This is a genomic window from Vibrio sp. Vb0667, assembly GCF_033391095.1.
Window position 1 is genome coordinate 77,945 of the sequence record NZ_JAWPOL010000011.1, and the last position, 13,817, is coordinate 91,761.

At 43.0% G+C, this 13,817-nt stretch carries 14 protein-coding genes; 9 read left to right on the plus strand and 5 right to left on the minus strand.

Annotated elements, in window-relative coordinates; translation table 11 throughout:
* Positions 1-290: 290 nt before the first annotated feature.
* Positions 291-542 carry a hypothetical protein gene (locus R8269_RS12795; protein WP_005381776.1) on the plus strand — a complete coding sequence of 84 codons (252 nt, stop codon included), beginning with the start codon at positions 291-293 and terminating at the stop codon, positions 540-542.
* A gap of 134 nt (positions 543-676) precedes the next feature.
* Here R8269_RS12795 and R8269_RS12800 read toward each other — a convergent pair whose 3' ends face one another.
* Positions 677-1,711: an NADP(H)-dependent aldo-keto reductase gene (locus R8269_RS12800; protein WP_005381774.1), complete on the minus strand. Its 1,035-nt coding sequence runs from the start codon at positions 1,709-1,711 to the stop codon at positions 677-679.
* A 154-nt stretch (positions 1,712-1,865) separates the two neighbouring features.
* Here R8269_RS12800 and R8269_RS12805 point away from each other — a divergent pair, with 154 nt between their 5' ends.
* Positions 1,866-2,177 carry a DUF6482 family protein gene (locus tag R8269_RS12805; protein ID WP_005381772.1) on the plus strand — a complete coding sequence of 104 codons (312 nt, stop codon included), beginning with the start codon at positions 1,866-1,868 and terminating at the stop codon, positions 2,175-2,177.
* Positions 2,178-2,192: 15 nt separating this feature from the next.
* Here the strand turns inward: R8269_RS12805 and mutH are convergent, their stop codons facing one another.
* On the minus strand, positions 2,193-2,873 hold the full coding sequence (gene mutH / locus R8269_RS12810; RefSeq protein WP_005385968.1) for a DNA mismatch repair endonuclease MutH: 681 nt from the start codon (positions 2,871-2,873) through the stop codon (positions 2,193-2,195).
* 619 nt (positions 2,874-3,492) lie between these two features.
* On the opposite strand from mutH, the gene rppH reads away from it, so the two are divergent.
* From rppH to R8269_RS12835, 5 genes are all read left to right on the plus strand, one after another.
* Complete coding sequence (gene rppH, locus R8269_RS12815; protein WP_005381953.1) at positions 3,493-4,014, plus strand: RNA pyrophosphohydrolase; 522 nt, start codon at positions 3,493-3,495, stop codon at positions 4,012-4,014.
* A gap of 2 nt (positions 4,015-4,016) precedes the next feature.
* Positions 4,017-6,263 (plus strand): phosphoenolpyruvate--protein phosphotransferase, encoded by a 2,247-nt coding sequence (ptsP, locus tag R8269_RS12820; protein WP_258476710.1) that lies wholly within the window; start codon positions 4,017-4,019, stop codon positions 6,261-6,263.
* A gap of 6 nt (positions 6,264-6,269) precedes the next feature.
* On the plus strand, positions 6,270-7,061 hold the full coding sequence (locus R8269_RS12825; protein ID WP_005385965.1) for a sulfite exporter TauE/SafE family protein: 792 nt from the start codon (positions 6,270-6,272) through the stop codon (positions 7,059-7,061).
* Positions 7,062-7,148: 87 nt separating this feature from the next.
* Positions 7,149-7,970 (plus strand): prolipoprotein diacylglyceryl transferase, encoded by an 822-nt coding sequence (lgt, locus tag R8269_RS12830; RefSeq protein ID WP_005381948.1) that lies wholly within the window; start codon positions 7,149-7,151, stop codon positions 7,968-7,970.
* A gap of 9 nt (positions 7,971-7,979) precedes the next feature.
* The gene (locus R8269_RS12835; protein ID WP_005381947.1) at positions 7,980-8,831 is read left to right on the plus strand and encodes a thymidylate synthase; all 852 of its coding nucleotides are present in this window, start codon (positions 7,980-7,982) and stop codon (positions 8,829-8,831) included.
* 70 nt (positions 8,832-8,901) lie between these two features.
* Here R8269_RS12835 and R8269_RS12840 read toward each other — a convergent pair whose 3' ends face one another.
* Positions 8,902-10,044: a flavohemoglobin expression-modulating QEGLA motif protein gene (locus tag R8269_RS12840; RefSeq protein ID WP_053306894.1), complete on the minus strand. Its 1,143-nt coding sequence runs from the start codon at positions 10,042-10,044 to the stop codon at positions 8,902-8,904.
* 147 nt (positions 10,045-10,191) lie between these two features.
* On the minus strand, positions 10,192-11,337 hold the full coding sequence (locus R8269_RS12845; RefSeq protein ID WP_025768431.1) for a Na/Pi symporter: 1,146 nt from the start codon (positions 11,335-11,337) through the stop codon (positions 10,192-10,194).
* Positions 11,338-11,723: 386 nt separating this feature from the next.
* Here R8269_RS12845 and nhaR point away from each other — a divergent pair, with 386 nt between their 5' ends.
* Both nhaR and R8269_RS12855 read left to right on the plus strand, forming a co-directional pair.
* On the plus strand, positions 11,724-12,614 hold the full coding sequence (gene nhaR, locus R8269_RS12850; RefSeq protein WP_005381942.1) for a transcriptional activator NhaR: 891 nt from the start codon (positions 11,724-11,726) through the stop codon (positions 12,612-12,614).
* Positions 12,615-12,902: 288 nt separating this feature from the next.
* Entirely contained in the window at positions 12,903-13,211 is a 309-nt protein-coding gene (locus tag R8269_RS12855) for an ArsR/SmtB family transcription factor (RefSeq protein ID WP_005381940.1), read from the plus strand.
* Between the two features lie 304 nt (positions 13,212-13,515).
* Here the strand turns inward: R8269_RS12855 and rpsT are convergent, their stop codons facing one another.
* Positions 13,516-13,776, minus strand: coding sequence for a 30S ribosomal protein S20 (rpsT, locus tag R8269_RS12860; RefSeq protein ID WP_005381938.1), 261 nt, complete (start codon positions 13,774-13,776; stop codon positions 13,516-13,518).
* Positions 13,777-13,817 lie beyond the last annotated feature (41 nt).

Below are 13,817 nucleotides of genomic sequence, written 5' to 3' on the forward strand. Positions count from 1 at the left end.
TCAATGAGTTATACCTTTCATAAACGGATTAATTTTTAGCTAGGAGGCGCAAGATGAAACATTACGTTGTTAACACCACTGCTTGCGCTGATCGTATGCCTATCGCTCCGATAACCCTTAAATCGGATGATACCAATACCACTGGCTCACAAGATAAAAATTAATCCGTAACCTATCATATTTATTACTAGGCTGCGGGAAAGTAGCGGCTTAGTATCAACAGAATATTTCTGTTCATTTTACGCACTATTTTTTCCCAGTCGAATACATCGATAATCGGAGAAAATATTATGCGTCACTCTATTTACCTACAATTGGCCACTTTGCTATTGAAAGCAGACCTTAAACGCGAAGAAAAACAATGGCAGCGTACCATACGCCGAACTGCTCATGATATTCCATGGACGAATGTTCATCTATTGAGGGATATTGGTTTAGATCGCGATGGTCGTTCTACACGTGCCAATGTTCCGGATGCAGTAAAAGTTGAACGTCGAGTTCGTCACCTTCGTCGAGTCTTAACGTCGCGAATAATGACGTAATCGTTAGCGTGTTGGACTGACTGAGTTGCTAACGAGTCATTCAACACGCTTAACTTTTTATATGAAGTATGACTTCATTGGATAAACAGCTGATCTTGAAGATCAGCTGTTTTCGTTTGAAGGGAGCTTTACTGTTAAGGGCAAGGATTCGAGTAAGTTGTACCTATTGCTTGAATTTCAGTAAGTAGCTCGTCGCTAAGTTGCAAATCAATACTGTCGATATTGGCTTTTAATTGGTCTAGGTTTGTTGCTCCGATAATGTTAGAAGCAACAAATGGACGCTGATTGACAAACGCGAGCGCCATTTGTGCAGGGTTTAGACCATGCTCTTGAGCTAAATTGACGTAAGCTTCGGTCGCTTTAACACCTTGTGGAGTGAAGTAGCGCGCAAAACGCTCCCACTTAGTGCATCGAGCGCCTTCAGGTTTTGCCCCGTTTAGGTATTTACCACTCAGGCAGCCAAATGCCAAAGGAGAGTAGGCAAGTAACTGAACGCCTTCGTAATGGCTGATTTCAGACAAGCCAACTTCGAAGCTGCGGTTCAATAAGTTATATGGGTTTTGAATGGAGACAATTCTTGGCAAATCGTGCTTTTCTGCCAAACGCAGTAGCGACATCACCCCCCACGGCGTCTCGTTGGATACGCCGATATAGCGCACTTTACCTGCATTCACTAATTCAGTAAGCGCTTCCAACGTTTCAATTAACGTGACTTCTTCTTGTTTGTCAGGGTATGGGTAGTTGAGTTGACCAAAGCAGTTGGTTTGACGCTGCGGCCAATGTAGTTGGTACAAATCGACATAATCGGTTTGTAGACGATTAAGGCTGTCATCAATTGCTGTATGGATGTGGCGACGATTAAGGCTCATGTTGTCTCTAATGTGAGGAACATTGCGAGGGCCTGCCACTTTTGTTGCCAGTACTACTTTCTCTCTTTTGCCGCTTTTTGCTAACCAATTACCGATGTATTGCTCGGTGAGCCCTTGTGTTTCCGAGTTTGGCGGTACAGGGTACATCTCTGCGGTATCGATGAAGTTCACCCCATGATCGAGGGCAAAGTCGAGCTGTTCAAAGGCGTCCTTTTCTGTGTTTTGCTCGCCAAACGTCATAGTGCCGAGGCAGATTTTACTGATCTCAAGTGATGAGTGCGGTAGTTTTGTGTATTGCATATCACGTCCTTGAAGAGTTACCGACTAAATAAGTGACTCCAATATAGGGGATTTTTAGCCGCAATCGCAAATGATTTACGTATAAAGGAAGAGCAAACTCGAAAGCTACAGTTAGCCTAACTACACTTAAATGATCGTGTGAAGGAGGTATGTTATGCAGAAGCATCAATTGGACATGTGGCTACATGGTCCACATAAAGATACTTATAAAACTCCCAAAGTATTTGTGATTGGGTGTTCTGATGTCTCTGACTATCTTTTAGCTGTGGAGTACAAGCATCAACTTGAGCCGATTAAAGACGGTGAAGACCCGATACATTTTGGCTCTCTAGACTTAGTAAAAGAAGAACTATTGAGGCTAGGGGTCGATAAAGCGTATTTAAGGCTGCGCAATGCGTATGACGAATGTGGCACTGAAGAGGCGGCCTCATACTGCGATATTGAGTTATCGCTCGTGACGCACTAAATAGCTGATATGGTTTTATTCTGGTTGAGTGTTAATGTAGTGCTTGAGTAAGATCTGTTCAGTAAACTGTGTTCTAAGGTAAAAGCCTCGGGGCAGAGTTTTCATCGGCTTACCATTTGAGTTGTATGCTTCGGTGAGCGCTTTTGCATTTGCGGCTTTAGGGCGAAGATGCAGCGCTTCTCCGTGTCTGGCGGAAATTTGATCAAATCTTCCCAAGACGATCATCTCCATTAACTCTTCCCAGTCATTTCGCAAAATCCGTTCTTCTTCTTCATCTGGTGACCAAATTAGTGGACTGCCCACACGTCTTTCAGGGAGTGGGATTTCTCGTTCTCCTTCTACGGGTACCCAAAGGACACGAGATAGCTTGTTTCGAACATGACTTGTTTCCCATGTAAGACCATGAACACCAGTGAGGGGCGCCACAGAAACAAAGGTTGTTTCTAAAGGTTTGCCAGAGTAACTGATCGGAATACTTTTCAACTCGATCCCTAGTTTTGCGAAATCTTGTTGAGGTTTACTGCCAGCTGGAGCGCCCAAGTGCCATTCGAGTAATTGACCCACCCAACCTTTATCACGTTTTAAGTTTTCAGGAACAATCATATTCGCCTCGGCGGCCAACTCAGCAAAACAGAGTCCTGCCATATCATGCGCTCGTTCCAATAGCTCTGCTTCTGTTTGTGGTTCTGGTTTCATAGTTACAAGGTGGTATTACAAAAAATATAGTTTATCAAACTCCGACCAAATCTACTGTTTAAGATTTCACCGAGGCGGTGTAAGAACGATCAATTCATAACTTATCCACAGGTGGAGGAGGTATTGATAAGATCCTGGCGGGGTCTGTATGAATAAACAGGGGTTAAAATGCATTTTTGGGGTTGATTTTGTTGTAATCATCTAAACGAATAGCAGGTGAGTGTGGATAAATAGCCTGTTGGTGGATCTTTGACCGATCTGAGTTTGGTGAAAAGATCATCAAGAAACTGAAGATCGAATTATCGTTGTTTTTAAAAATAAATACTTTTTTATCAATGTTTTATGTTTATTTTTTTGTTTCTTCATCTGTTTTGCTTTTGATGGGATTGAACTGAATTACTCATTTGAATTGAATTCTTCACAAAGTTATTCACAGAAAAGGTGAATAAATGTGGGCAATGTCTCACTCTTGTGTTGATAAGGTATGGTTTGATTAAAAGATATCCAAAAATGGTGAAAAGGTAATAAATCTTGCTCATATCACATCAGTAAGTTTGCTAGTAATGGGGATATGTGGAAAAATCACGGTAATAAAAAATTTATTCATAGAGGTTAGCCAGTGATAGATGGCGATGGTTACCGACTTAATGTTGGTATTGTGATATGTAATAACCATGGTCAGGTCTTCTGGGCTAAACGATACGGGCAACACTCATGGCAATTTCCACAAGGTGGGATTGACGAAGGTGAAACCCCTGAACAAGCCATGTTCAGGGAGTTATACGAAGAAGTCGGTTTAACGAAAAAAGACGTTAAGATCATTGCAACAAGTCGTCATTGGTTAAGATATAAGCTACCAAAGCGATTGGTGCGTTGGGACTCCAAGCCTGTTTGTATCGGCCAAAAACAGAAATGGTTTCTGCTGAGATTAGAATGCGATGAGTCTCGCATTAATATGCAACGCGGAAAATCCCCTGAATTTGATGGTTGGCGCTGGGTAAGTTACTGGTATCCAGTTAGGCAAGTTGTTTCTTTCAAGCGAGATGTTTATCGACGAGCGATGAAAGAATTTGCATCCTTAGCCATGCCTTTTCGAGAGAGAAAAGCGAAAGGGAAAAGAAAAAAGCAACGTAGAGGATAATCATGCTCAGTCAGCTAAGGGAAATAGTTGAGAAAGTCTCCAGGGTCGATGATGTGCATCTGGCACTCGATATATTGGTGAAAGAGACTTGTGCTGCCCTTAGTACTGAGTGCTGTACTATCTATCTTGCTAATGAAGAAATGCAGCGCCTTGAGTTAATGGCAACTCAAGGCCTTATTTTTGAAGGTGATAGTATTCATATCAACTTCAATGAAGGCTTGGTTGGGTTGGTAAAACGAAGCGCTGAACCCCTTAACCTTGCCGAAGCCTCAAAACACCCCGAGTTCAAATTCTTTCCTCAACTCGGCGAACAGATTTACCACTCTTTTTTAGCTACTCCAATCATTCATCGTAAACAAGTTTTAGGTGTGTTGGTGATCCAACAAAAAACGCCGCGCTTGTTTAGTGAAATGGAAGAATCGTTTCTTGTTACCTTATCCGCTCAGTTAGCGGTGCTCATTGCACATGCGCAGAATCTTGGGCATTGGCAGTTAGCATCTAAACCCACGGTATTAAAAGGTTTGCCTGCGTCTACTGGTGTCGCGATTGGAGAGTTTTGGTTCGACAATACCCAGCCGAGTTTATCGGATGTTTTCCCTTCGTCCACGTTAGATAAGGAACGCGAGCACGAGACATTACTGGTGGCCATAGAGCGAGCGTTAAATGACTTTCGCCGTATGAGGAAAAAGCTGGACAGTGAAATCAACAAAGATGCGCTGGCGATCTTCGATCTGTTTACTCACTTACTGAATGATCCGATGCTTCGCGGTGATTTGAAGAAGCAGATTGAAAAAGGAGATAGGGCAGACTGGGCGTTACGCCAAGTTGTAGAGTCATACTCGAATCGATTTGCAAGAATGTCGGATGTATACATGCGTGAAAGAGCGCAAGATATCCGAGAGTTAGGGCAAAGGCTGCTCTATTTTCTGCACAACAGTGAGCAAGAAAATTCTGCAATTGATCGTCCCATTATTTTGGTGGCGAACGAACTCACTGCCACCTTGCTCGCTTCTGTACCCAAAGAGTTTTTGTTAGCCGTCGTATCATTAGAGGGAGGCGCAAACTCTCACGCTGCCATTTTATCTCGAGCTCTTGGGGTCCCTGCAGTCATGGGCGCCAACATTAATCCGGATGTGGTGAATGGCAAACTCGGGATAGTCGACGGCTATACGGGTGAGATCTTCTTAGAGCCAAACCGCCAGTTGTTGCGAGAGTATCGCAGCTTAGTAAGCGAAGAGTCTGAACTGTTTGCCATGGTAAACAAGGACCTCGCACTCCCTGCGGTTACGCAAGATAATCACCATATCGAAATTATGCTGAATGCGGGACTCAGTGCAGACAGTAATATTGCCATCAACACAGGTGTTGATGGTGTTGGGTTGTACCGAACTGAGATTGCATTTTTACTTCAGCATCACTTTCCTTCGGAAGATGAGCAGTATCATCAATACCAAGCAATACTTAACAGCTATCCGAATCAACGAGTAGTGATGCGTACTTTGGATATTGGTGGTGACAAACCTTTGCCGTATTTGCCCATCGAAGAAGATAATCCGTTTCTAGGCTGGCGTGGCATTCGTTTTACATTGGATCATCCAGACATTTTCTTGATCCAGCTGCGTGCAATGTTAAGAGCGAGTGCAGAAAGCGGAAACTTAAGTATCTTATTGCCAATGGTGTCAGGGGTAAAAGAGCTAGACGATGCCATTAGCTTGATTAATCAAGCTCACAGCGAAGCCGTTTTGCTTGATGATAGAATTCAATTCCCACAAATTGGGGTCATGATTGAAGTACCATCGATGGTGTATCTGTTGCCAGCGATTGCTCACCGTGTTGATTTTGTTTCTGTCGGGACAAACGATTTAACTCAGTATTTATTAGCGGTAGATAGGAACAATTCGCGCGTAGCGGATGTCTATGAATCTATGCATCCTGCGGTACTGTTAGCGCTTAAGCAAATCCATGAGGTGTGTGATAAATATCAGGTGCCCGTGTGTATTTGTGGTGAGCTAGCGGGTGATCCATTTGGCGCTCTTCTCTTACTTGGGTTAGGGTATACCAGTTTGAGTATGAACACCTCCAATGTGGCTAAGGTGAAATATTTGATTCGTCATAGCCAACAAGAAGAATTAGAAAAATTAGCGGAGCAAGCAATGACAAAGTCCTATGGGGAGGACATTCATCAAATGATGCATGACTTCTTCATTCAACAGGGCTTTGCGGGCTTTATCCGTGCAGGTAAAAAGTAGGAAATCGTGACCGTCTCTTTATTTTTGTTATTGTTGGCGCTAGGCGCTTTTGTGGGTGTGATGGCGGGGTTACTCGGTATCGGTGGTGGTTTGATTGTTGTTCCTGCCTTGTTGTATTTGCTTCCTCTTGCTGGGATCTCTCCAGAAATGAGTATGCACATGGCCTTAGCCACTTCGTTAGCGAGTATTATTGTCACGTCTGGCTCATCGGCGATGAATCACCTTAAGCTCGGCAATGTCGATATGTTTGTCGTAAAATGGTTGATGCCTGGTGTGGTCATTGGTGGCTTTGTTGGTGCCAATATTGCTGAGTGGATCCCTACACACTATTTGCCGAAAGTGTTTGGTGTCATTGTTCTTTGCCTGTCAGTACAAATGTTTCGTTCCATTAAAGTTACGAGCAGTAAACCTATGCCGAGCAGCCCTGTGACTGTAGTTTACGGCACGGGAATTGGTGTCGTATCAAGCCTTGCTGGTATTGGTGGTGGCTCACTGTCGGTACCATTTTTAAATAAACATGGGATAGAGATGCGTAAAGCGGTGGGCTCATCCTCCGTTTGTGGTTGCGTGATTGCTATTTCTGGTATGATCGGCTTCATCTTACATGGCTATAAAGTGGAAGGCTTACCTTCATACAGTATTGGCTATGTTTATCTTCCCGCTTTATTAGCGATTGCTATGGCCTCGATGCTCACAACAAAAGTGGGTGCGAAGCTCGCAACTAACCTTCCAACTGCGGTATTAAAAAAGATATTCGCGGTGTTCTTAATGTTTGTTGCAGCGACCATGCTGCTCTAAGTTTGTACCCAAGTCATTCTCGCTGAACCAAGCATCTAGAGGTTACTTGGGTATATTTATTTTGTTGTGATAAGAAGAGAATGATTTATGTCTCAGGGATATATTGAATTTCCCAATATTGATCCGGTTTTAATCTCTATTGGTCCTGTTTCGGTTCGTTGGTACGGTTTGATGTACCTTGTTGGCTTTATGTTTGCTCTATGGTTAGCGAACCGACGTGCGGATAAGCCTGGAAGTGGTTGGACACGAGAGCAGGTTTCTGATTTGTTGTTCGCAGGCTTCCTTGGCGTGGTGATTGGTGGCCGTGTAGGCTACGTGCTTTTCTACAATTTTGAGCTCTTCCTGGCTGACCCTTTGTATCTATTTAAAGTGTGGACCGGTGGTATGTCTTTCCACGGGGGCTTACTGGGTGTGATTACTGCGATGTTCTGGTATGCACACAAAAACGGGCGAACTTTCTTCGGTGTTGCTGACTTTATCGCGCCGCTTGTGCCATTTGGTTTGGGTATGGGGCGTTTAGGTAACTTCATGAACAGCGAGTTGTGGGGCCGAGTAACGGATGTGCCTTGGGCGATCGTTTTCCCAAATGGCGGTCCACTGCCACGTCATCCATCACAGCTTTATGAAATGGCGCTTGAAGGTATCGTCCTTTTCTTCATTTTGAATTGGTTCATCAAGAAACCTCGTCCTCTAGGTTCTGTTTCAGGACTCTTTCTTGCGGGTTACGGAACCTTCCGTTTCCTAGTAGAATACGTGCGCGAACCAGACGCTCATTTGGGGTTATTCGGTGGCTTTATTTCCATGGGACAGATTTTATCCCTGCCAATGGTGGTTATCGGTGTCCTCATGATGGTTTGGGCATACAAACGTGGTCATTACAAAGACGAATTACCACAAAAGACGAAGTAAGGTATTGGTGTGAAACAGTATTTAGATTTGTGTCAACGCATCGTTGACCAAGGTGTTTGGGTTGAAAATGAGCGTACAGGCAAGCGCTGCCTGACCGTAATCAACGCGGATTTAACCTACGATGTTGCGAACAATCAATTTCCGTTGGTCACCACACGTAAAAGTTTTTGGAAAGCGGCCGTTGCAGAGCTATTAGGGTATATTCGTGGTTACGATAATGCGGAAGATTTTCGTAAGCTGGGCACGAAAACCTGGGATGCCAATGCCAACCTAAATGATGCCTGGTTGAATAACCCATACCGTAAAGGCGAAGACGACATGGGCCGTGTCTATGGGGTTCAAGGGCGCGCCTGGGCGAAACCTGATGGTGGTCATGTTGACCAACTACGTAAGATAGTGGATGACTTAACGCGTGGTGTTGATGATCGCGGTGAAATCTTGAACTTCTACAACCCGGGTGAGTTCCACATGGGGTGCTTGCGTCCTTGTATGTACAGTCACCATTTTTCATTGCTGGATGATACGCTTTACCTGAATAGTACTCAGCGTTCGTGTGATGTACCGCTTGGCTTAAACTTCAATATGGTTCAAGTTTACGTGTTCTTGGCGATTATGGCGCAAATTACGGGCAAGAAACCTGGTCAGGCATTTCATAAGATTGTGAATGCTCACATTTATGAAGATCAGCTTGAACTGATGCGCGATGTTCAGTTGAAGCGTGAGCCATTAAAAGCGCCGACGTTCCATATCAACCCAGAGATTAAATCTCTAGAAGATTTGGAAACATGGGTCACACTGGATGACTTTTGGGTTGAAGGGTACGAGCATCACGATCCTATTCGTTACCCATTCTCAGTGTAACGAGTATCGTTCTTCAAGATATAGAAAAAGCTCCGAATGGAGCTTTTTTCTTTTTTGTACTTAGAAGGTATTATTTTAGTGCACTGACAATATAACGGTGAATTGGGTTGGTCTGCATCGGTGTGGACAGTGCCGGGCTAATAAACTTAGGTTGAGTGAATATTTCTTTACTCACTAATGAACGGATAAGCTCAAAGTACTTCAGCTCTGTTTTCCCGCACAACAATAGTGAAAAGTCATCGCCCAATTTATCATAGGCATTGAGCACCTCTCGGAATCCTCTAAGATACAAGTAATCCTTCGTTAAACCTCCACCTCGATAGACTCGGGCAGTCGTTGTAAATGCTTGAAGATCAGAAGCTTTATACTGTTCTTTTAATAGCATGAACGTATGGCGGAAATCGCGATCCTTGATCATCGACTCTACTGCCAGAACTCGTAAGGCTAAGGTTCTTAGGCGCTTGATACTGAAATGTCCTGACAGATACTCACATAATATAGCCAGCCCTTCTTGAGTGTTGGTATTGGCAGGACAACCTAAGCTCAGGACTTTTAGCGGTTGTTGACGACCGTTAAGCGTAGTTAGGAGATGTACTCCCATTTCATGATGTGCAAGAGCCTCCAGCTCATCAGTGGTGATGTACGCCGCGTGGTTAATTTTGACTCTAGATCCTGAAACTAGTGCGTTTGCTAACATCCCGTCCAACACCTGTATTTCACATTCATACCCATTGCGTTGAGCAAAATTTTGCATGAAACGTGCTATTGCACGGCTATCGTGCTGAGGTTCTTTTTCTTCTTCTGTAGGAAGGTGCAATATGAAATGGGCGTTGGCAATATCTTTGGCGCTCGGTTCCCCATAATAGCGTAAGGAGTTATAAAGAAACTCTTGCGTACCTATGGTATTCACTTGATCCAGTTTATCTGCATAAGACTGAATTACATCCGCGTACAGCCTCTGCAGTTGGGTGTCTTGAATGTTTTCTAGAGGTAGCTCATATAGACGTCGCTTTGCGCTGTGGGTATCTACGTTAGTAATTGAATATTGAAAATTAGGCTCTTGAGAATATTTGTTTTTAATGAAACGTTCTCTTTCTTGAGCATAATTAAGAGGATTCACGCTACTGAGGATATCAATATCAGCAACCAGTTGGGTTAGGTTTTCGTCTATTGCGAGTAGCTGATCAGAAATAGCGTCATTAAGCTGCGTCATGTTGTCGACTCCAAATGAGATAGCTCAGCATAAGCATGCTGATGTGGCTCAAATTATCACCGGACAATCGATTTGAACAGTTTAATTATCATAAAAAAGGCTCCACGATGTGGAGCCTAAACAATAAGCGATGGTATGTCGTTGTTGTTACGTTGTTAGGGCTAGAATTGCACCTGGTAGAATAACGAATACTGACATTAGGTAACCACCAACAACTGCTTTATTCTTAATAGCCATTTCAGAAATCATCTCAGCGCCTTTAACCGGAATCTCACGTAGGAATGGAATTCCAAAGATAAACAGCGTCGCCATGATGTTAAATACTAAGTGGACTAGAGCGATTTGTAGTGCGAATACTGCGAACTCTCCAGATACCGCTGTCGCTGCTAGTAGTGCCGTAATACAAGTACCAATGTTAGCACCCAGAGTGAAAGGGTAGATATCTCGTACTTTCAACACGCCAGTACCAACCAACGGAACCATTAAACTTGTCGTGGTTGAGGAAGATTGTACTAGAACGGTCACGATTGAGCCTGATACGATGCCGTGAATAGGACCACGACCGATGGCGTTTTTCAAAATTTCACGTGCGCGACCAACCATTAGGCTCTTCATCAATTTACCCATCACTGTGATTGCAACGAAGATAGTCGCAATACCCAAAGCAATAAGCATGACGCCGCCAACAGTATCACCGAAGGTAGAAAGTGGCTCTTTAATTGCGCCTACGACTGGCTTTGTAATTGGTTTAATAAAGTTGAAGCCTTTAATGCTCATATCACCAGTAGCAAGCAGTGGAGAAACAAGCCAGTGAGAAACTTTCTCTAAAATGCCGAACATCATTTCCAACGGAAGGAAAATAGCGACAGCAAGCAAGTTGAAGAAGTCATGAATGGTTGCACTTGCAAATGCACGTTTGAACTCTTCTTTACAGCGCACGTGGCCAAGAGACACAAGCGTATTGGTCACTGTGGTACCAATGTTAGCACCCATCACCATAGGGATAGCGGTTTCTACAGGTAAGCCACCTGCAACCAAGCCTACAATAATAGACGTTACAGTACTTGAAGACTGAATTAAGGCTGTTGCCACCAAGCCGATCATTAGACCTGCAACTGGGTGTGCGGCAAATTCAAATAGCACCTTAGCTTGATCGCCAGTTGCCCATTTAAAGCCACTACCAACCATAGATACTGCTAGAAGAAGCAGATATAACATGAATGCCAAGTTAGCCCAGCGTAACCAACGAGCTGTGCTCGAAATTGGTGCCACTGTTGAAGTAGCTTGGTTCATCATAATTTTCTCCGTTGACCTTTCAGTTCATTTTTCGGTCTGTAGTTGAATCTGCGGGCGATGTTAGAGAACAAATATTTCAGTAATATTACAGATTTCTTGCTGTGAGAGATTTTTATTGTTCTTTTTGATAATGGCGTAAAAGAGGAAGAAAATTAATTTTTAACTTGTTGATTTTAATGGTTAAATTTTGATTTAGTTTTGTTTGGTTTTTGCGTTTTTTTTGTAGAGAAAATGCGCCTCAGTTCAACTTTTATGACAGTGTTGACTTTATACTTTCGGTAAAACTTATGCTTTTGTAAGGTGTTGTATGGTTTTGTCGAGTTTATTGTTTGTCTCTGTCACATTTGGTATAAAAAGTATCACTTTCTTTTCGGGACTCGATCATGTCACATCTAAACTACAACCATCTCTATTATTTCTGGATGGTGTGCAAACAGGGCTCTGTAACTAAGGCGGCTGACGCGCTCTTCCTGACACCGCAAACCGTGACAGGACAGATTAAAGCGCTTGAAGAGCGCATGAAAGGAAAGTTAACCAAGCGCAATGGTCGTACAGTTGAGCCCACTGAGTTAGGTCAGCTTGTGTTTAAGTACGCCGACCGGATGTTCGGTTTGAGCTATGAGATGTTAGATATCGTCAATTACAGCCAGCACTCGAACATTCTATTTGAAGTTGGTGTAGCCGATGCATTATCTAAACGCTTGGTCAGTAAAGTACTGATGACGACCGTCCCGGAAGATAACAGTATTCATTTACGCTGTTATGAATCGACCCACGAACTGCTACTTGAACGCCTTTCTCAGCACAAGCTAGATATGATCCTTTCGGATTGTCCCGTTGATTCTACTCAAAGTCCTGGCCTTTATAGCAAAAAGTTAGGTGAAAGTAGCATGAGCTTTTTTGCTTCTTCTGAAATTGAAAATGTGCGATTCCCTGAGATCTTGGAACAAAAAAAACTTCTGATTCCCGCGAGCCGAACGGCTATGGGGCGTAAAGTTATTCAATGGTTTGATCGTCAAGGTCTTCAACCCAATGTGCTGGGGGAGTTTGATGATGTTGCGTTGATGAAAGCTTTTGCTCGGTACCACGATGATGTGATTTTCTTGGCACCGACCGTATACATGTCGGAGATTGAAGACGACCGAAATTTACAGCTAATTGGCCATGTCGATGGGCTAAAAGAAGAGTACTACGTGATTTTTGCGGAACGAATGATCCAACACCCCGCGGTAAAAAATGTTTGTGATGCTGATTTCAGTCAAATGTTTGAGTAAACCCGTATCGTTGCGTAAATAAATAGATTACTATCAATAAAAATATAATTCTAAATAATATCTAAGTAAGCAAGATACTTGTTTTAGTGAGCAAAACTATTAATTATTGATGGCGCACCAATTAAAATCCTTGGTGGATAATATTGGTGTATCACTAACAACTAAATTAGAGGTTCTAATAATGAAGACTCTGGAAGTGTATCTTGATTTTCTTAGATATATAAATCAGTGCAACACAACAAGCTGGCCAGGGTTGGAATAAGTAAGTTGTAGCTAGAGGTCCAACACATGAATCTACAAGAAATGGAGCAGAACTCCGCAAAAGCCGTCGTGTTGCTCAAAGCGATGGCAAACGAGAGACGCCTACAAATCCTTTGTATGCTGCATAACCAAGAGCTGTCCGTGGGAGAGCTGTGTGCAAAGTTAGAGCTAAGCCAGTCGGCATTATCTCAGCATCTTGCTTGGCTTCGCCGTGATGAGTTAGTCACGACAAGGAAAGAAGCACAGACGGTGTACTACACATTAAAGAGTGATGAAGTGAAAGCGTTAATAAAAACACTGCATAGTCTTTATTGTGCTGAGAGTGCTCAACATTAATTAAATAGTCCTAATATACTGCTCATCTTAGAGTGTGAATCTAACTTGTTGGAATATTTGAGAGTGGCGCTAAAATTTTGATGATAGGGTACTACTCATCGACCAATTTGCTTTGTTCTCAAGTGTTTTATTAGTGCTTTCTAGTTTGAGCGTTATATGGGTAATGAATAAGCTGATGTCTTTAAATGGGACATTCAGAAAAAGAAAAGCTGGCATTGCCAGCTTTTTTTATTAAGAAAACTTTGTAGATATAAAAAAACCGACACAAGGTCGGTTTTTTCTTCACTGTAAAATTAGGACTCTATTAAAGAGCTTTGATTTGTGCAGCGAAACGAGACTTATGGCGAGCTGCTTTATTCTTGTGAATAAGGCCTTTAGTTGCCATGCGGTCTAGGATAGGTGTAACTACAGCGAATGCAGCAGTTGCAGCTTCTTTGTCGCCTGCTTCGATAGCAGCAACAGTTTTCTTCATGTAAGTACGCATCATTGAGCGACGGCTAGCATTGTGCTGACGACGTTTCTCAGCTTGGATAGCGCGCTTCTTAGCAGATTTACTATTTGCCAAGGGTCTAACTCCCAAAAACTTAGTTCTGTGACAATTTAAGG